General features: G+C 56.7%; 14 protein-coding genes. 7 read left to right on the top strand and 7 right to left on the bottom strand.

Annotated features, from left to right (window positions below):
* Nucleotides 1-79: 79 nt before the first annotated feature.
* A complete protein-coding gene (locus ACJBF3_RS00215; protein WP_045328152.1) occupies nucleotides 80-1,375 on the bottom strand; it encodes a serine hydrolase in 1,296 nt (431 codons plus the stop codon).
* Between the two features lie 95 nt (nucleotides 1,376-1,470).
* Between ACJBF3_RS00215 and ACJBF3_RS00210 the strand changes: the two genes are divergently transcribed.
* Nucleotides 1,471-2,376 carry a LysR family transcriptional regulator gene (locus tag ACJBF3_RS00210; protein ID WP_045328241.1) on the top strand — a complete coding sequence of 302 codons (906 nt, stop codon included), beginning with the start codon at nucleotides 1,471-1,473 and terminating at the stop codon, nucleotides 2,374-2,376.
* Here ACJBF3_RS00210 and fumA read toward each other — a convergent pair.
* Nucleotides 2,365-4,014, bottom strand: coding sequence for a class I fumarate hydratase FumA (gene fumA / locus ACJBF3_RS00205; protein ID WP_045328153.1), 1,650 nt, complete (start codon nucleotides 4,012-4,014; stop codon nucleotides 2,365-2,367). The two genes, ACJBF3_RS00210 and fumA, sit on opposite strands and share 12 nt — an antisense overlap.
* A gap of 113 nt (nucleotides 4,015-4,127) precedes the next feature.
* Complete coding sequence (locus ACJBF3_RS00200; RefSeq protein ID WP_023325580.1) at nucleotides 4,128-5,636, bottom strand: anion permease; 1,509 nt, start codon at nucleotides 5,634-5,636, stop codon at nucleotides 4,128-4,130.
* Between the two features lie 610 nt (nucleotides 5,637-6,246).
* On the opposite strand from ACJBF3_RS00200, the gene ACJBF3_RS00195 reads away from it, so the two are divergent.
* On the top strand, nucleotides 6,247-9,027 hold the full coding sequence (locus tag ACJBF3_RS00195) for a flavocytochrome c (protein ID WP_045328154.1): 2,781 nt from the start codon (nucleotides 6,247-6,249) through the stop codon (nucleotides 9,025-9,027).
* A 94-nt stretch (nucleotides 9,028-9,121) separates the two neighbouring features.
* A complete protein-coding gene (locus tag ACJBF3_RS00190) occupies nucleotides 9,122-10,081 on the top strand; it encodes an FAD:protein FMN transferase (protein WP_045328155.1) in 960 nt (319 codons plus the stop codon).
* Here the strand turns inward: ACJBF3_RS00190 and dcuR are convergent.
* Nucleotides 10,062-10,781, bottom strand: a complete 720-nt coding sequence (dcuR, locus tag ACJBF3_RS00185) for a two-component system response regulator DcuR (protein WP_045328156.1) — start codon at nucleotides 10,779-10,781, stop codon at nucleotides 10,062-10,064. The genes ACJBF3_RS00190 and dcuR overlap by 20 nt on opposite strands.
* The gene (locus ACJBF3_RS00180; RefSeq protein WP_045328157.1) at nucleotides 10,778-12,394 is read right to left on the bottom strand and encodes a sensor histidine kinase; all 1,617 of its coding nucleotides are present in this window, start codon (nucleotides 12,392-12,394) and stop codon (nucleotides 10,778-10,780) included. Before ACJBF3_RS00180 ends, dcuR begins: the two co-directional genes overlap by 4 nt.
* Before the next feature lie 163 nt (nucleotides 12,395-12,557).
* On the opposite strand from ACJBF3_RS00180, the gene ACJBF3_RS00175 reads away from it, so the two are divergent.
* Entirely contained in the window at nucleotides 12,558-13,421 is an 864-nt protein-coding gene (locus tag ACJBF3_RS00175; protein WP_045328158.1) for an N-acetylmuramic acid 6-phosphate etherase, read from the top strand.
* 57 nt (nucleotides 13,422-13,478) lie between these two features.
* Here the strand turns inward: ACJBF3_RS00175 and ompC are convergent, their stop codons facing one another.
* Nucleotides 13,479-14,660 (bottom strand): porin OmpC, encoded by a 1,182-nt coding sequence (gene ompC / locus ACJBF3_RS00170; protein ID WP_045328159.1) that lies wholly within the window; start codon nucleotides 14,658-14,660, stop codon nucleotides 13,479-13,481.
* Between the two features lie 284 nt (nucleotides 14,661-14,944).
* Between ompC and ACJBF3_RS00165 the strand changes: the two genes are divergently transcribed.
* The 3 genes from ACJBF3_RS00165 to ACJBF3_RS00155 all read left to right on the top strand — a co-directional run bounded on the left by ACJBF3_RS00165 (nucleotide 14,945) and on the right by ACJBF3_RS00155 (nucleotide 17,595).
* Complete coding sequence (locus tag ACJBF3_RS00165) at nucleotides 14,945-15,646, top strand: phosphohydrolase (protein WP_045328160.1); 702 nt, start codon at nucleotides 14,945-14,947, stop codon at nucleotides 15,644-15,646.
* Between the two features lie 61 nt (nucleotides 15,647-15,707).
* Nucleotides 15,708-17,123, top strand: a complete 1,416-nt coding sequence (locus ACJBF3_RS00160; RefSeq protein WP_045328161.1) for a DNA cytosine methyltransferase — start codon at nucleotides 15,708-15,710, stop codon at nucleotides 17,121-17,123.
* Entirely contained in the window at nucleotides 17,104-17,595 is a 492-nt protein-coding gene (locus tag ACJBF3_RS00155; protein ID WP_045328162.1) for a very short patch repair endonuclease, read from the top strand. The genes ACJBF3_RS00160 and ACJBF3_RS00155 overlap by 20 nt, the downstream gene beginning before the upstream one ends.
* Here ACJBF3_RS00155 and yedA read toward each other — a convergent pair.
* The gene (gene yedA / locus ACJBF3_RS00150; RefSeq protein ID WP_045328163.1) at nucleotides 17,567-18,481 is read right to left on the bottom strand and encodes a drug/metabolite exporter YedA; all 915 of its coding nucleotides are present in this window, start codon (nucleotides 18,479-18,481) and stop codon (nucleotides 17,567-17,569) included. The two genes, ACJBF3_RS00155 and yedA, sit on opposite strands and share 29 nt — an antisense overlap.
* Between the last annotated feature and the right edge of the window lie 10 nt (nucleotides 18,482-18,491).

The following is an 18,491-nucleotide window of genomic DNA, read 5'->3' as shown; positions in this document are numbered from 1 at the left end:
GGTAATTCGCTAAGTGGCTGATATCGCTGTTTTGTGACATGGCGCAGAGGGGAAGCCAGGCAGCGCCTGGCTATGAGCATTAGCGCAGCGCGTTGGCTATGGCGCTAAACATTAACGACGCCTCCAGCGGCTGGGCGCTGAATGACGGCTCCGCCTGTGGCCAGGTGGACCACTGGACGATGACCAGGTTCTCTTTCTGATTCACCATTATCATCTGACCAAAAATCCCCAGCGCCCAGAGCGACCCTTTGAGGGAGTTTTCCGCCTTCGGCTCGACGCTGGCGGCATTGACCGGCACTTCGTTGTTCCACCACTGATAGCCATACAGCCCGTCCGGATGGGCGTTTGACACCGATCCTTTTGCCTGCGTCCAGTCCGCGGACTGTTTCACCCAGCCTTCGGGCAGGAGCGGCTTCCCGTTCGGCAACGTGCCGTTATGGAGGATAAACTGACCGAAGCGGCCCCAGTCTTCCAGCGTGGCGTTAAAGCCGTGGGCGCCGACATCATGCTCGCCTTTGCTGTAGGCGTGCCAGACGCCGTCGCTCGCCATACCGTACGGCTGCCAGATGCTCTTTTCCAGATACGCCGCGAGCGTCATGCCGGTTGCGCGTTCAAGCACGTCACCCAGCAGCCACGCGCCGCCCGAGGAATAGGACCAGCTTTCGCCCGCAGGATGCGCGCGGTGTAACCCTTTTACTAACGTTCGCACGCATTCGTAGGTGCCCGGCCTGGCCTCGCATTCCGTCAGCTTTGCGAAATCGGATGTCGGATTCGTGTAGTCCTCATTCCACGCCACGCCGGAGGTGTGGGTGATAAGCTGTTTCAGCGTCACGCCGTCCCAGGCCGTGCCTTTTAAATCGGGTTCATATTGGGTGACGAGATCGTCGAGGGAGTGGATTTTTCCCTCTTTAATTGCCACCCCTACCAGCGCAGAGACCACCGATTTACCGACGGAGCGTGAGGTCCAGAGCGTGCTGTCGGTATTGCCTTCGCCCAGATACTTATAGGCAACCTTACCGTCTTTTAATACCAGCATGCCGCTAACGTTCTGGCGCTTCAGGTAATCATCAAGATTGTAGGTTTGGCCATTAACCTGGTAGCGGGCATCGGTCAGCGGTTTCTCCGCGGCCAGCAGCGGCGAGGCGTTGCCGTGGCGGAACACGTCGCCCGCGTAGTTGCGGTAGTCATTGCGAAATCCCACGACGCGGTCGGCCTGGCTCCAGGTGAGCATGGTATGCGCGTCCGGCAGTTTTGCGTCAAAAGGGGCCGGACAGGTTTCAAGTACGGTATCGTTGCAGGCGGCCATGACGGCAGGGGAAATTAGGCTGCCGACAACCAGCGCCGCGAGCAGAGTGCGGTTTGTTTTGTTTTTCATGTTTTTCTCGTATGGCTCAGGAAGGGCTTCAGTTTATGAACCCGCGGCCTATAATAAAAAACGCGTTATGGGGGAAAATCCCCCGAAAAGTCGCTGTGGAGGATGCTGTGGCGTCACTGATCTATTCATTTGCCCAGCTTGAGGCGTTCACCGCCGTGGCTGAGCACGGCAGCCTGGTGAAGGCGGCCGGTAAACTGGGTAAAGACCGCACGACCCTGCGCGATCTGATTGATTTTCTCGAAGATGGTCTGGGTTACGCGTTGTTTATTCGCGAGGGGCGCGCCCTGCGGTTGACGCTGGAAGGGGAGCAGCTCCAGCGGCAGGCGCATCTGCTGATGCGTCAGGTAAAAGCCTTTGAGGCGTTTGCCAGAGCCGTTCCGGAAAGCGCGACGCAGGATATTGCGCTCGTCTACGATCCGTTCACACCGCGCGCTTTTTTGCAGGCGCTAATCGCAAAAATGGCGAGCCAGAATATTCGGCTGAGCCTGACCAGCGCCTCGCGCGATGAAGCGGAAGCGATGCTCGCCAGCGGTGAGGCCGATGTGGGGATCTGTCAGGCGCGCAATCGCAGCGTCGGCAACGAGATGGAATGGCGGGCGTTAGGGGCGATTGATATGGATTTCTACGCCTCGAAGACGCTATTCAGGGATATTACGGCACCGGTTTCGCTTCTCGATCTCTCTCTGGTGCCGCAGGTGATTATGCACGCGGCGTCTGACGAGCCGGTGGCGCGCCGTCTGCAAATCTCCGGGCATACCCTTTTTACCAACGAGCTCGAGATGCTGCGCGGTCTGCTGGAAAAGGGGTGCGGCTGGGGATTTTTGCCGACTCACCTTCGTGCGGCGCGGTGGAAGGATGTAAAAAGGCTGCACACCGAGGTGGGCAGCCAGGGGATAGCTCAGACGATGGTCACCATCTGGAAGCCGGGTAGCGACAAGCGCGGGCTCATCAACGAAACGCTGTCGCTGTTACCGGCGTTGTGGAAGGACTCAGCGCTGTGAGCAGCCTTTGCACTGTTGATTCTGGATCTGCTGGAAGAAATCGTTGCCTTTGTCATCCACCAGGATAAACGCCGGGAAGTTCTCCACTTCGATCTTCCAGATGGCTTCCATACCCAGTTCAGGATACGCCACGCACTCCAGGCTCTTAATGCTGTTTTGCGCCAGCACCGCAGCCGGGCCGCCAATGCTGCCGAGGTAGAAGCCGCCGTGCTTATGGCAGGCGTCGGTTACCTGCTTGCTGCGGTTGCCCTTCGCCAGCATGATCATGCTCGCACCGTGGGATTGCAGCAAGTCTACGTACGAATCCATGCGTCCTGCGGTGGTCGGGCCGAGTGAGCCAGAGGCATAGCCTTCCGGCGTTTTGGCCGGGCCCGCGTAGTAGATCGGATGATCTTTAACGTACTGCGGCAGTTCCTCACCGTTGTCGAGCAGCTCTTTCAGCTTCGCGTGGGCGATGTCGCGCGCCACGATGATGGTGCCGTTCAGCGACAGGCGGGTAGAAACCGGGTGCGCGGAAAGCTGCGCCAGGATCTCGTTCATCGGCTTGTTCAGGTTGATGCTGACCACGTCGCCTTCACCCTGCTGGCGCAGTGATTCAGGAATATACTGACCCGGGTTGTGCTCCAGTTTCTCAATCCAGATCCCGTCGCGGTTGATTTTCGCTTTAATGTTGCGGTCTGCGGAGCAGGAAACCCCCATGCCGATCGGGCAGGACGCGCCGTGGCGCGGCAGGCGGATCACGCGGATATCGTGAGCGAAATATTTACCGCCGAACTGTGCGCCCAGGCCGAGGTTCTGCGCTTCCTGGAGCAGCTCCTGTTCGAGCTTAACGTCGCGGAACGCCTGGCCGTGTTCGTTACCTTCGGTTGGCAGCGCGTCGTAGTAGCGGGTAGAGGCCAGCTTCACGGTTTTCAGCGTGGCTTCTGCAGAGGTCCCGCCAATGACGAAGGCAATATGGTACGGCGGGCACGCGGCGGTGCCGAGCGTGCGCATCTTCTCAACCAGATAGTTTTTCAGCTTCGCCGGGGTGATCAGTGCTTTGGTTTCCTGATACAGATAGGTTTTGTTGGCAGAACCGCCGCCTTTTGCCATGCACAGGAATTTGTACTCGTCACCGTCCACGCTGTAGAGGTCAATCTGCGCCGGCAGGTTGGTACCGGTATTCACCTCTTTATACATATCCAGCGCGGCGTTCTGGGAATAACGCAGGTTATCTTCAATGTAGGTGTTGTACACGCCCTGGCTCAGGGCGGCTTCGTCACCGCCGCCGGTCCAGACGCGCTGGCCTTTTTTACCCATGACGATCGCGGTGCCGGTGTCCTGGCAGGTTGGCAGCACGCCCTTAGCGGCAATTTCAGAGTTACGCAGGAACTGCAGAGCAACATATTTGTCGTTCTGGCTGGCTTCCGGGTCGTTCAGGATCGCGGCAACCTGCTTCTGATGCGAAGGACGCAGCATAAACGCCGCATCGTGGAAGGCCTGCTGCGCCAGCAGGGTCAGGGCTTCGGGCTCTACCTTCAGCACTTCCTGGCCGTCGAACTCGGCAACGGAAACGTGCTCTTTGGTCAGCAGATAGTATTCGGTGTCGTCATGGGAAAGCGGGAAGGGGTTTTGGTACACAAAGGGCTTATTCGACATACTCAACTCCAAAATCTGTTTTTGCCTGATGGCGCTTCGCTTATCAGGCCTACAAAATCAAAGCATGATGAGAACGAGTAGGCCCGGTAAGCTTGCGCCACCGGGCATTGTTCTTAGAACATCATGGACATCCACGGATAACCAATCAGCAGCAGGGCCGCCAGGAAGATGGCACCAAAGATGGTGCCGAGGCGCCAGTAGTCTTTGGTTGGCAGGTAGCCGCTGCCGTAGTAAATCGGGCTTGGGCCAGTACCGTACGGGGTGATGATCCCCATTACGCCGAGCGAGGTCACCATCAGCAGGACAAACACTTCCATATTCATGCCCGGAATAGTGGAGGCGATGGTCAGCATCGCGGGCAGCAGCGCCGTGGTGTGCGCGGTGGTGCTGGCAAACAGGTAGTGCAGCAGGTAGAACGCCAGCAGCAGGACGATGGTCGCCACGCCCGGAGAGATACCGCTCATTAACAGACCGCCTTCTTTACCCAGCCAGCTGATAAAGCCGGTAGAGGAGAGGCCGTCCGCCAGCGCCACCAGGGTGGCGAACCAGACGAAGGTGTTCCATGCGGCCTTGTTGCCGGTGATATCGTTCCACTCCAGCACGCCGGTCCACAGCATCAGGCCGACGATGAGCAGGGCAGCCATGGCAGGCTCAATCCACGCGGCGGCGAAGATCCACATCAGCAGCGCACAGCAGACGAACACCAGCAGCAGGATTTCATTGCGGGACAGTTTGCCCAGTTTTTCCAGCTCGCGGGTCGCCCACAGCGGTACTTCGTTATTCACTTTCACTTCTGGCGGGTAGAACCAGTAGGCCAGCAGCGGCATGGTCAGAATCAGCAGGATGCCCAGCGGCAGGAACGCGAGGAACCAGGTGCCCCAGGAGATGTCGATCCCAACCGTGCTTTTCACCAGCGCCAGCGCCAGCAGGTTCGGCGCCAGTGCGGAGAGGAACATGGAGCTGGTGATACAGGCTGCGGTGATCGCCACCCACATCAGATACGAACCAATTTTGCGCGCGCTTGGGTCATTCGGTTTTGAACCGTACAGCGGCGGCAGGTTAGCGATAATCGGATAGATGGTCCCGCCGCTGCGCGCGGTGTTGGACGGCGTGAACGGTGCCAGCAGCAGGTCAGCAAACGTAATCGCGTAACCGAGCGTCAGGCTGCGACGACCGAGGTACTTCACCAGAATCAGCGCCAGACGGCGGCCGAAGCGGGTTTTGTCGTAGCCTGCGGCGAACATAAAGGCACCGAAAATCAGCCAGACGGTCGAGTTACCAAAGCCGCTCACCGCCCATTTAAAGGAGGCGCCCGCCAGCTTAAATTTCGGATCCGCCAGCTGTTCCGGGCTGAACAACACCCACTGGCTGCACAGGGCAATGGCGACCACGCCGGTCAGGCCGATCACCGCACCCGGCAACGGCTCGAAGATCAGACCGACGATCACGCCGACAAAGATGGCGAAGTAGTGCCATGCGTAAGGAGGCAGTCCTTCCGGTACCGGGACAAACAGCAGCAGTACGGCGACGATGACGGGCAATGCCATCATCAGCAGACGTTTTGCGTTTCCGTTTGATGCCTGGTTCGCCACGGGGGGCGTTACAGCAGTTTTTGTATTCATAGTTTCACGTCTTAAGTTGTTAAGAATTCGGTGGTACAAAAAAGCCAAACGCGGTTTTTTAAGTTTCTTTGCTTTTTTTAGTTATAAAAGATGCGGTTTGGTTTTTCTGTTAATAACGATTTAACGCTTTTTTGTGTGCGCTAAATTAAAAATTGATGATGTTTTTATATTGCGCTTTTGGATGCCAGAACTATTGATCAGGATCAAAAAAACAGAATTGCAGGATTATTTTTGTGCTTTTAATAATAACCACTCAGGCGTATGTGGTTATTATCTGTTTTTTGCTGTTTTCTTTATCATTTTTGTAACAATTGTAATTCTGGTATTTGTTCATTGTGTTGAATTTAATGGATTTTCAAGTGATTTGTGAAAATGGTCTTACCAATAAAAATTTAACGTATTTTAAATTATTGTGAATGAGTGAATTATTCTCGCTAACACCATTGTGTTATTTCTGTTATCCCGGGTATTAAATAGTTTTTTAACTAATGTAATAGCTTTAGAAACTAAAAAAATCATTATATTAATATCATAACATCGGCAAATAACGGCGAACTAAAAAATACATCCGATAACGAATTCTTAATTTTTAAAGTTTGGAGTTTCTATTATGAGCACTAACGAACGTATTCTTAGCCCCTTCACATTACCGAATGGTACTGAACTGAAAAACCGTTTGTTAATGGCCCCGATGACCACCTGTACCGGCTACTATGACGGTACCGTCACCAGCGAGCTGGTGGAGTACTACCGGGCCCGCTCCGGCAGCATCGGCACCATCATCGTGGAGTGCTGCTTCGTCGACGATCTCGGTCTCGCCTTCCCGGGCGCGATCGGTATTGATAATGACGAGAAAATTGCCGGGCTGGCGAAAATTGCAGAGGCCATTAAATCTAAAGGATCTAAGGCGCTGCTGCAGATCTACCACGGCGGCCGCATGGTCGACCCTAAGCTGATCGGCGGCCGTACCCCGGTTGGCCCAAGTGCCGTAGCCGCACCGCGCGAAGGTGCCGCAACGCCGGTTGCGCTGACCGCTGAAGAAGTCGAAGGCATGATCGGCAAGTTTGGTGAGGCCGTGCGCCGCGCCATTCAGGCCGGTTTCGACGGCGTGGAAATCCACGGGGCGAACACCTACCTGATTCAGCAGTTCTACTCACCGAACTCTAACCAGCGCGATGACGAGTGGGGCGGCAGCCGCGATAATCGCGCGAAGTTCCCGCTGGCGGTGCTGGACATCACCCACAAAATGGTGCGCCAGTATGCGGACGACGCCTTTATTATTGGTTACCGTTTCTCCCCTGAAGAGCTGGAAGTCCCGGGCATCCGTTTTGAAGACACCATGTACCTGCTGGAGAAGCTGGCCGCGCGCGGCGTAGACTATCTGCACTTCTCCGTCGGCGCGACCCTGCGTCCTTCCATTGTCGACACTCAGGACCCGACCCCGCTCATCGAAAAATACTGCGCGATGCGTTCTGAAACGCTGGCGCAGGTTCCGGTCATGGGCGTGGGCGGCGTGGTAAATGCTGCAGACGTGAATGAAGCGCTTGACCACGGCTACGACCTGATTGCGGTTGGCCGCGCCACCATCGCGTATCCGGACTGGACAGACCGCATCGCGGCCGGCGAAAGCCTCGAGCTGTTTATGGACAGCACCAAACGTGAAGCGCTGAGCATTCCGGAACCGCTGTGGCGCTTCTCGCTGGTAGAAGCGATGATCCGCGACATGAGCATGGGCGAATCCAAATTCAAGCCGGGCACCTTCGTCGAGAAAGTGCAGGACGACGCCAACGAGCTGGTGATTAACGTCAGCCTGGAAACCGACCGCATCGCGGACATCGAGCTGGCCTCCGGCCCGAGCGAAGACGTTGAGTTTGTGACCAGCTTTGAAGAGATCCGTACCCGCATTCTGGACGCCAATACTCCGCACGTGGACGCCATTACCGGCGCAACCAGCCAGAGTGAAGCGGTGAAGAAAGCGGTCTCTAAAGCGATGCTGAAATCCAGCAAAGCGCTGGCCGCGGAAGAGGGCGTTGACCCGAACGAAACCCGCAGCGTGGACGTGGTCGTTGTCGGCAGCGGCGGTGCCGGTCTGGCGGCGGCAATTCAGGCTCACGACGAAGGCGCGAGCGTGCTGATCGTCGAGAAAATGCCGACCATCGGCGGGAACACCATTAAAGCCTCTGCCGGGATGAACGCCGCTGAAACCCGCTTCCAGCGCGTGAAGGGCATCCAGGACAGCAAAGAGCTGTTCTACCAGGAAAGCCTGAAGGGCGGCGGTAACAAGAACAACCCGGAACTGCTGCGTCGCTTTGTTGAGAACGCGCCGCAGGCGATTGAGTGGCTGGCAACGCGCGGCATTATGCTGAACGACATCACCACCACCGGCGGGATGAGCATTGACCGTACTCACCGTCCAAAAGACGGTTCTGCGGTGGGCGGCTATCTGATCAGCGGCCTGGTGCGTAACGTCAACAAACGCAACATCGAGGTGATGCTGGATACCTCCGTCAGCGACATTATCTTTGAAAACGGCGAAGTCACCGGCGTGCGCCTGACCACCGAAGAGAACGAAACCGTCACTGTGGCAACCAAAAGCGTGATTGTCGCCACCGGTGGGTTCAGCGCCAACAGCCAGATGGTAGTGAAATACCGTCCGGATCTGGAAGGGTTTGTCACCACCAACCACAAAGGGGCCACCGGGGGCGGTATCGCGCTGCTGGAACGCATCGGGGCGGGCACCGTGGATATGGGCGAAATTCAAATTCACCCAACCGTGGAGCAGAAAACCTCGTACCTGATTTCCGAATCCATTCGCGGCGGCGGGGCGATTCTGGTCAATCAGAAAGGGGAACGCTTCTACAACGAAATGTCGACCCGCGATAAAGTCTCGGCGCAAATCATCGCGCTGCCCGAGAAATACGCTTACATCGTCTTTGATGAGCACGTACGCGCCAAAAACAAAGCCGCGGATGAATACATCGCGAAAGGCTTCGTGACCAGCGCCAGCTCGCCAAAAGCCCTGGCGGAAGCGCTGGGTATGGATCATCACGCCTTCCTGGCCACGCTGGAACGCTACAACGGCTTTGTCGAAAAACAGCACGACGATGATTTTGGCCGCACCACCGCGCTGCGTGCGCCAATCAATGAAGGGCCGTTCTACGCCATTCAGATTGCGCCGGGCGTGCACCACACCATGGGCGGCGTGACCATCAACACCGACACCTGCGTGCTGGACAGCAACCACAACGTGCTGCCGGGCGCGTTTGCGGCCGGGGAAGTGGTCGGCGGGATCCACGGCGGTAACCGTATCGGCGGTAACGCAGTGGCAGACATCATTATTTTTGGTACCCTTGCCGGACATCAGGCGGCGATGCGCGCAAAAATGGCATAAAGCACCTGTGCTGTAGGCCGGATAAACGCAACGTTATCCGGCAATTTCCCCGGCGGCGCGGTGCCTGCCGGGGCTACATCTGAGGAAACGTGCCATGTCTGATAACCGTGTTTACAGCTACTCCGCCGTTCTGATGGGCTCGCCCATCCTCCTGAAACTCTTCTCCCACGACGAAGCCCTCGCATCCCGCGTGTTTCGCCTGATCAAACAGTATGAAGATCTGCTCACCGTCAACCGCGCGCGCTCGCAGGTGATGGACATCAACCATGCGGCTGGGCAACATCCGGTCGTCGTCAGCCGGGCGGTGTTTGAGCTGATCCGCTGCGCAAAAGCGGCAAGCCTGTTTCAGGACAGCGCCTTTAACCTGGCGATTGGTCCGCTGGTGAAGCGCTGGAAAATTGGCTTTCAGGGCGACAGCGTTCCGCCCGCAGACGAAATCGCGGCGCTGCTTGAGATAACCCATCCTGAAGATGTCATTCTTGACGAGGCCCGGAGCAGCGTGTTTCTGACCCGAGCAGGGATGGAGATCGATCTGGGGGCCATCGCCAAAGGGTATATTGCCGACCGGGTGCGGGATTATCTTCACAAAGAAGGCACCGAGCGGGGGCTGATCAACCTCGGCGGAAACGTTCAGACGTTAGGCTCGCCGGAAGGGGGCTGGAGCGTGGGGCTGAAAAAACCGTTCACCGGTGAGGCGCTGATTGGCGCAATGACGGTGGAAAACCGCTCCGTGGTAACGTCGGGCACGTATGAGCGGTACTTTGAGCAAAACGGCAGGCGCTACCACCATATTCTCGATCCGCGTACCGGGTATCCGCTGGACAACGAGCTGGACAGCGTGACCATCATTTCAAAAGATTCCATCGACGGCGATATCTGGACCACGCTGATGTACGGCATGGGCGTGGAAAAGGGCTGCGCGGTGCTGCGCTCTCGCCCGGATATTGAAGCCATTTTTGTGACCAAAACAAAAGAAGTGGCGATCTCTTCGATGCGCCACTTCCGCTTTACGCTGCTGGATAATACCTACCGCGTTACTGACAGTACTGCTTGAGCAGCGCCGTTTGCTCCGGCTGGAGGCGGTAGCGATACACCGGACGGCCGGTGGCGCCGTAGTGGATGCTGGTGAACAGTATGTTGATTTGCGCCAGCCAGATCAGGTATTTGCGGCAGGACACGCGGGAGATATTGACCGCGTTTGCCAGATCGTCGGTGGAAAACTCCGTTTCCGGATGAGCGTCAATCCACTGGCAAATCGTACGCAGCGTTTGCGGCGTTAGCCCCTTCGGCAGCTTTTTACTGTCCGCCAGCTCCGGCGCGCCGCCGTGGATCAGCCGGTCGACGTCGGCCTGTTCATAATACGAGTGCGACTCCATCAGAGTATGCTTTGCCTTCCAGCCGTTCAGCGCCTCTTCAAAGCGCGGGAACTGGAACGGTTTAATCAGATAATCCACCACGCCGTAATGGATGGAGGTCTGGATCGTGGCGGCGTCGGCAGCCGACGAGATCATAATCACGTCAATGGGGCGGCCGGATGCGCGAATCACGGGCAGCAGATCCAGCCCGTTATCCTGCTGCATATAGACGTCCAGCAGCACCAGATCGACAGGCTGGCTGGGGTTATTAATGATGGCCTCGGCCTGGTTGAGCGTGGAGGCGACGCCGCAGCAGCTAAAACCTTCAACACGGTTGACGTACAGACGGTTGAGGTCGGCTACCATGGCGTCATCATCGACAATTAATACATTTATCACGCGATATTCCTCTCGCTATCCCAGGGGATGTGAACAAAAAATTGGGTAAATACGCCAGGCTCAGACTCGACGGTGATATCGCCGCCGAGATTCTGGATTTGCTGGCGAGCAAGGAACAGCCCAACGCCGCGGTTTTCACCTTTTGTTGAGAAGCCCTTTGTAAAAATAGCCTCCAGCTGAGTGGGATCAATGCCGGGGCCATCGTCGCTGACTTCGCAGCTGAGCCAGCCGTTCTGATAATGCAGCAGCAGGCCGATCTCACCGTCCTGCTGTCCTTCCATCGCGTCGAGCGCGTTTTCAATGAGGTTACCCAGCGCGGTGATCAGCACCGCGACCTGCTCTTCACTGGCGGTATCGGGTATCTGGCATTCATCCGCCAGCGTCAGGGTGACGCCCGCCTCTTTCGCCCGATTGATTTTACCCAGCAGGAAGCCGGCGATAACCGGGGATTTTACCTTGCTCTGTATTGTACCGATATCCGTCTGGTAATGATGCGCCGTCTGGAGGATGTACTCCTCCAGCTTGTCGTAGCGCTTCATGTGCAGCAGGCCCAGGATCACATGCAGCTTATTCATAAACTCGTGCGTATGGCTCCGCAGGGCGTCCACGTAGTTCACCATGCCATCAATGCGCTGCATCAGCTGGCTGATTTCCGTTTTATCGCGGAAGGTGGTGATAGCGCCGATTACCCGATCCTGACTTTTCACGGGCACCATATTGCACAGCAGCAGACGCCCGTTGCAGCTAATCTCCTGATCCTTTCGCGCAACGCCCGTCTTTGAGACGTCACGCAGGCTGGCCAGCAGGGGCGCGCTGGCGTTTTCGGTCTGCTTGCCGGAAGGGAGAAGCAATATTTCTCTGGCAGTCTGGTTGATCATCGTCACGCGCCCGTGAATATCGACGGCCAGCACCCCCTCGCGCAGCGACTGCAGCATCGCCTGACGCTGTTCGAACAGGGCGGAAATTTCGTACGGTTCAAGCCCGAACAGGATGCGCTTCAGTACCCGCACCAGGCCCCAAATCGCCATGGAGCTCATAAAGATGCTGAATAAAATCGTCCACAGCGCATTAAGCCGCCCGCGGGCAATCTGGTCTTCCACCTTTTTAAGGGAGATACCGACCACCACCACCCCAATCTGGTCGTGCTGGCTGTCATAAACCGGCGTGAAGACGCGGAGCGCTTCGGCGAGAGCGCCGCGGTTGACGGAGACATTCTCTTTACCTTCCAGCGCGGGTTCCAGGTCGTTACCAATAAAGTGCAGGCCGATGAGCGCTTCGTTCGGGTGCGAGTAGCGAATCCCCCGCATGTCGGTCACCACGGTGAGCAGCAGATCGTTGCGCTGGGTGACGGCTCTGGCGATGGGCTGAATGATGTCAGCCTGCGGGGGCTGCATCAAACCGCGCTTGATTTCGGGGCTGTCGGCCAGCGTGCGGGCGATACCCAGCGCCGTATCTTTCACATCGTCGCGGGTCGCCCGGGTGATTTGGACAGAGTAGAGCGCAAAGACCAGCAGCAGCACAGAGGCAATAATCGCGCACACCATCAGCGTGACCAGCGTATTCAGTTTCATGGGGCGCTTGCGCGTCGGAAGGAAAGGCTGCAAATCGCTCATCAACACTCCGCGATAGTAAGAAAGGGGTAATTATCGCTGATGACGCGCGTTTCTTAAAGCCATGTAAAGCCGTGGATTGGGTCCTCTTTTCGTGACCCTCCTCGCAGGTCATCTATATAAAACACTTTATAGTGTGTGGGTACTCATAATAAGGAGGCTGTTTATGAGCATTATGCTTACCGGTTCGGTCAAGGAAAGACGGCACGCCAGCACGATGAATATTGATAGATTGTCCACGCTGGACATGCTGAAAGTCATTCACCAGGATGATGCACTCATCTCTGCTGCAATCGCCACCTGTTTACCAGCTCTCGCCCGCGTGGTGGACAACGCCGCCGCGACGCTCGGCCACGGCGGTCGCCTGGTCATCGTGGGCGCGGGGCCGTCGGGGCGAGCCGCACAGCAGGTTGCCGATGACTATGCGCCCGGCAAAACCCCTGTCATTGCCGTTACGGCGCAAGAAGGGGAAGGGAGCTACGAGCGCGGCGTTGCCGATCTGCAGGCCATCAGGTTTGGTGAACACGATATGATGCTGGCGGTCACGGTCAGCGGAAAAACGCCGTGGGTCTGGGGGGCCATGCGCCATGCGTGGTCGCTGGGTTCACCGGTCGCCATTGTTACCGGTGATGCGCAAAGTGAAGCCGCGCAGCTGGCAAGCATGGTCATCGCTCCGGAGCTGGGTCCCGCTGTGGTCGCAGGTTATATCAACACCAAAGCGGGGATTGCGCAGAAAATGATCCTCTCGACGATCGCCACCGGGCTGGCCGTCCGAACGGGCCGCGTATACAGCAACCTGCGGGTGGATCTTGAGGCAAGCAATACCAAATGGGCTGAACGACAAATCGCCATTGTGATGGAGGCGGGGGGATGCTCCCGGGCGCAGGCAAAAGCCGCGCTGGAGAGCTGTAATCATCACTGCAAAACGGCGGTATTGATGGTGCTGACGGGTCTGGACGCCTGGAAAGCCCATGAGCTGCTGGCGCAGAACAACGGATTTATCCGCGTGGCGCTGCAGGAAGCGCCATAACACAGACCGTGAAGAGATAAAAAAGGCCGCAAATGCGGCCTTTGGTATTTTTAGAGATTAGAACTGGTAGGTCATGCCGACGCCAACGATGTCGTCGGTGGAAATACCATTGGCTTTGTAGAAGCTTTCGTCGTTGTCCAGCATGTTGATTTTGTAATCAACATAGGTGGAGAAGTTTTTGTTGAAGCTGTAGGTCATGCCCAGGTCAATGTAGTTAACCAGATCCATGTCACCATGCTGACCCTGAGGGTGGCTGGCGGTGCCAGGATAAGTCATGTCTTTGCCCTTGGAGTAAACCCATGCCAGGGACGGACGCAGGCCGAAGTCGAACTGGTACTGTGCTACCGCTTCGAAGTTCTGGGTCTGATCCGCAATACCATAGTTACCGTATGGCGTCATGTTGCGGGTTTCAGCGTACATCATCGCCAGATAGATGCTATTGGCATTATATTTTGCGCCAATGGCCCATGCTTCTGCTGTTTTACCGCCGGCAAAGTGCGCGTTATTTACGCCCGCAGCCTCTTGTTCGTTGGTACGGTCAGAAGAAGAGTATGCCGCACCCAGGCTCAGGCCGGTCAGATCGCCAGAGAAGTCATAGGAGGTAGACATACCGAAGCCGTCACCGTTCTGGAAGCGCACGTCTTTATGACCGTTTTTAGTGCCTTCCTGAACATTAACAACATTGCCGTTTTGATCTTCGTGCGGGCCACCTTCGTTATTACCCTGATACTGCAGCGCGAAATTCAGACCGTTCACCAGGCCGAAGAAATCGCTATTACGGTAGGTAGCCAGACCGTTAGCACGGCCGTTCATGAAGTTATCGGTCCAGGTGTAAGAATCGCCGCCGAATACGGGCAGCATATCGGTCCAGGCTTCAACGTCATACACGACGCCGTAATTACGGCCGTAATCAAATGAACCGTATTCGCCAAATTTCAGGCCAGCATACGCCAGACGGTTATATGATTTATTTGAACCTTCGGTGTCGTTCGCGAAGACTTTATATTCCCACTGGCCGTAACCGATCAGGTCATTTGCGATCTGGGTTTCGCCTTTGAAACCAACCTGTACATAGGTTTCGTCGCCGTCATCGCCCGGGTTGTCAGAGAAGGTATGACGCGCATCAACCTTCCCGTACAGATCAACTTTGTTGCCGTTTTTGTTGTACATCTCAGCCGCATTTGCTGCGCCTGCCATTAATAATGCGGGTACCAGAATTGCCAGAACTTTTCTTTTCATTATATATTCCCTTTAAAGATAATTTATATGAATATATGTAATCACCCTCCGTAATTACGTGGTCGATACTATTCCAGGAGATAGCGTTTAGTTTCAAAAATAAATGTAATTAAGTTCTATGAAATATTGCAAAATATTTCTAATGGTCTCTATATTTTTCTCATGAATTAATATATTGAATTTATAAGGTGTAATTATTATTAAGTATTTCTTAATTCTATTTTTTAATTTGTTTGATTCGGCTGTGTTATAATTAACGCTCTTTTAAATAACAGGACATGACGATGGAACTTGCCGGGTGGCAGCACATTTTTGAGCGCTGGCTTGAGGAAAACCACAGCACCGACGATACCGCACATGATATTTCGCATTTTCGTCGGGTCTGGATGACGGCGCAAAAAATCATGGTCCACCAGCCGGTGAAGCCGCTGGTGGTTCTTACCGCCTGCTATTTCCACGATATCGTCAGCCTGCCGAAAAACCATCCCGAACGCAGCCAGTCGTCACGGCTCGCGGCGCTTAGAACGGGTGACATTCTGCGCCGCGACTTCCCGGACTTTCCGCCAGACCATGTTGCGGCCGTCGCGCACGCGATTGAAGCGCATAGCTTCAGCGCAGGGATTGCGCCGCAGAGCATGGAAGCCAAAATTGTGCAGGACGCCGATCGGCTGGAAGCGTTAGGCGCTATCGGCCTGGCGCGCGTCTTTGCCGTCTCAGGCGCGCTGGGCGTGCCGCTTTTTGATGCCAACGATCCCTTTGCCGATGCGCGTCCCCTCGACGACCGGGCGTATGCCCTCGACCATTTTCAGACCAAGCTGCTGCGATTGCCTGATACAATGCAAACGGAAATGGGCCGCGAGCTGGCGCGTCACAATGCCGATTTCCTGATCCAGTTTATGGCGAAACTCAGCGCCGAATTACGCGGTGACTGCATTGGGCTGGATAGCCAGGTGGTGAACCGCTTCCGTCGCAGTTTGCACAATTGAACTGTGGTAATCTGTTTCCAGTCTTTATTCTCCGGTTAAAAGAATGCAGGAAAATCGATCAGTGACAGAGCCCGCGCCCGAGCAGGCTGAGAAATCAACGGCAACGGTGCAGGCGTTACTGCGCCAGCTGTTGGATATCTATGATGCTAAAACGCTGGCTAATCTGCTGGTGGCGCACGGCGAGAGCCACTGGAGCCCGGCGATCCTCAAACGTCTGGTGACCAGCGAACGCGCGGGGCGTCGCCTGAGCGAAGGCGAGTTTCGTTATCTGCAAAACCTGCTTCCGCGTCCTTCTGCCGCGCACCCAAACTATGCCTTCCGCTTTATCGATCTGTTTGCCGGTATCGGCGGCATACGACACGGTTTTGAAGCTATCGGCGGACAGTGCGTGTTCACCAGCGAGTGGAACAAGCACGCCGTGCGGACCTACAAGGCTAACTGGTACTGCGATCCGCACGAGCACCATTTCAACGCGGATATCCGCGACGTGACCCTGAGCCATAAAAGCGGCGTGAGCGATGAACAGGCCGCCGAGCACATTCGTCAGACCATCCCGGCGCATGACGTGCTGCTGGCAGGCTTTCCGTGTCAGCCCTTCTCGCTGGCCGGCGTCTCCAAAAAGAATGCCCTCGGACGCGCCCACGGCTTCGCCTGCGATACCCAGGGAACGCTTTTTTTTGACGTGGCGCGCATTATTGATGCCTGCCGCCCGGCCATCTTCGTGCTGGAAAACGTTAAGAATTTAAAGAGCCACGACGGCGGGAAAACCTTCCGCATTATCATGCAAACGCTGGATGAGCTGGGCTATGACGTGGCCGACTCGCAGGATACGGGCGCGGATGACCCTAAAATCATTGATGGGAAACATTTCCTGCCCCAGCATCGCGAACGTATCGTGCTGGTGGGCTTCCGCCGCGATCTCAATCTGAAAGGCGATTTCACCCTGCGGGATATTCCTTCTCTTTATCCCGAGCGCCGCCCTACGGTGGCCGACCTGCTGGAACCGGTGGTCGACGCGAAATTTATCCTTACGCCGATCCTGTGGAAGTACCTTTACCGCTATGCCAAGAAGCATCAGGCGAAGGGCAACGGCTTCGGTTTTGGCATGGTAAACCCGAACGATCCGCACAGCGTTACCCGCACGCTCTCCGCGCGCTACTACAAGGACGGCGCGGAAATCCTGATCGACAGAGGCTGGGACAAGGCGCTGGGCGAAAAAGATTTTGACGATCCGCACAACCAGCGTCACCGTCCGCGACGCCTCACGCCGCGGGAATGCGCCCGGCTGATGGGCTTTGAGACTCCGCAAGGATATGGTTTCCGTATTCCGGTGTCGGACACCCAGGCGTACCGCCAGTTTGGCAACTCGGTGGTGGTGCCCGCATTCGCGGCGGTGGCAAAACTGCTGGCCTCGCGCATCAGACAGGCGGCGGCGCTCCGTCAGGGTAAGGCCGTCAATGACGGACGTTCACGATAAGGCCACGCGCAGTAAAAACATGCGGGCCATCGGCACGCGTGACACCGCCATCGAAAAGCGCCTTGCCGGGCTGCTGACGCTGGCGGGGTTTGACTTCCGCGTGCAGGATCCCGCCCTGGCGGGTCGCCCGGATTTCGTCATCGACGCCTGGCAGTGCATCATCTTTACCCACGGCTGTTTCTGGCACCATCACGACTGCTACCTGTTCAAAGTCCCCGCGACCCGCACCGATTTCTGGCTGGAGAAGATTGGCAAGAACGTCGAGCGGGACAAACGGGATCTCGCTGCGCTTGTTGCGCAGGGCTGGCGGGTGCTGATCGTCTGGGAGTGTGCGCTGAGAGGCAAATTAAAGCTGAACGATACCGATCTGCGCGAACGGCTGGAAGAGTGGATCTGCGGCGGCGGCCAGACCGCGCAGATCGACACGCAGGGCATTCACCTGCTTACGGTTTCTCTACCCCGCAAGGCGTAACCACCGGTTTGGCAGGCAGCAAATATTTGCCCAGCGTGACCAGCACGACGGCAAAGACAATGATCCCTAAAGCAATCCACTCCACGGGAGAGAGCGTTTCTCCCCCCAGCCCCGTTCCGAGCAGGACGGCCACGACCGGGTTGACGTAGGCGTAGCTGGTGGCGACGGCCGGAGAGACGTTGCGGATCAGGAACATATAGGCGTTGATAGCAATGATAGAGCCAAACAGCGCCAGGTAGCCTACCGCCAGGAAGCCCGACGGCGGCGGCAGGGCAGCTAGCTTCTCTCCCGTCAGCGCGGAGGCCAGCAGCAGCACAATCCCGGCGGCGAGCATCTCAATCGCACCGGCCATCATGCCGGTCGGCAGTTCGATACGCGAACCGTAGACGGAACCAAACGCCCAGCTCATGGAGCCTATCAGGATAATTACCGCGCCCCACGGATTCCCGCTCAGGTTGCCCCCGCTGTTGAGCAGAATAATGCCGGCCAGGCCAATACCAATCCCCAGCCACTCCAGCTTGCGCGTGCGGATGCCGAAAAGGCGGCTAAAGCAGAGGGTAAACAGCGGTACGGTGGCGACGACTACGGCGGCGATCCCGGACGGGACGTTCTGGTGCTCGGCAATCGTCACAAACCCATTTCCCACCGCCAGCAGCAGCAGGCCGATCAGGGCGGCATTGAGCAGCGGCCGCAGCGGGGGAAGCTTATGCCCGCGCAGCAGCAGGAACGCCAGCAGTAGGATGCCCGCCGAAAGGAAGCGAATGCCCGCCATCATCAGCGGCGGCCAGCTCTCCACGCCGATGCGAATGACAAAGTAGGTTGAGCCCCAGATGATGTACAGCGAAAAGAGTGCCCCGATGAGCGGTAGCAGTTGCCGGAAACGCATAATCCCTCAC

Origin of the sequence: Enterobacter sp. PP-008-ECC_S150, assembly GCF_045257065.1 — a bacterium.
GTDB lineage: Bacteria > Pseudomonadota > Gammaproteobacteria > Enterobacterales > Enterobacteriaceae > Enterobacter > Enterobacter chengduensis.
Note: the sequence above shows the minus strand (reverse complement) of the source record. Positions and strands in the feature narration are given on the sequence as shown.

What these genes read in the sequence shown, in the direction of transcription:
- ACJBF3_RS00215 (WP_045328152.1), bottom strand. Translation starts at nt 1,375, where the DNA reads ATGAAAAACAAAACAAACCGCACTCTGCTCGCGGCGCTGGTTGTCGGC.
- fumA (WP_045328153.1), bottom strand. Translation starts at nt 4,014, where the DNA reads ATGTCGAATAAGCCCTTTGTGTACCAAAACCCCTTCCCGCTTTCCCAT.
- ACJBF3_RS00200 (WP_023325580.1), bottom strand. Translation starts at nt 5,636, where the DNA reads ATGAATACAAAAACTGCTGTAACGCCCCCCGTGGCGAACCAGGCATCA.
- ACJBF3_RS00195 (WP_045328154.1), top strand. Translation starts at nt 6,247, where the DNA reads ATGAGCACTAACGAACGTATTCTTAGCCCCTTCACATTACCGAATGGT.
- ACJBF3_RS00190 (WP_045328155.1), top strand. Translation starts at nt 9,122, where the DNA reads ATGTCTGATAACCGTGTTTACAGCTACTCCGCCGTTCTGATGGGCTCG.
- ACJBF3_RS00180 (WP_045328157.1), bottom strand. Translation starts at nt 12,394, where the DNA reads ATGAGCGATTTGCAGCCTTTCCTTCCGACGCGCAAGCGCCCCATGAAA.
- ACJBF3_RS00175 (WP_045328158.1), top strand. Translation starts at nt 12,558, where the DNA reads ATGAGCATTATGCTTACCGGTTCGGTCAAGGAAAGACGGCACGCCAGC.
- ompC (WP_045328159.1), bottom strand. Translation starts at nt 14,660, where the DNA reads ATGAAAAGAAAAGTTCTGGCAATTCTGGTACCCGCATTATTAATGGCA.
- ACJBF3_RS00165 (WP_045328160.1), top strand. Translation starts at nt 14,945, where the DNA reads ATGGAACTTGCCGGGTGGCAGCACATTTTTGAGCGCTGGCTTGAGGAA.
- ACJBF3_RS00155 (WP_045328162.1), top strand. Translation starts at nt 17,104, where the DNA reads ATGACGGACGTTCACGATAAGGCCACGCGCAGTAAAAACATGCGGGCC.
- yedA (WP_045328163.1), bottom strand. Translation starts at nt 18,481, where the DNA reads ATGCGTTTCCGGCAACTGCTACCGCTCATCGGGGCACTCTTTTCGCTG.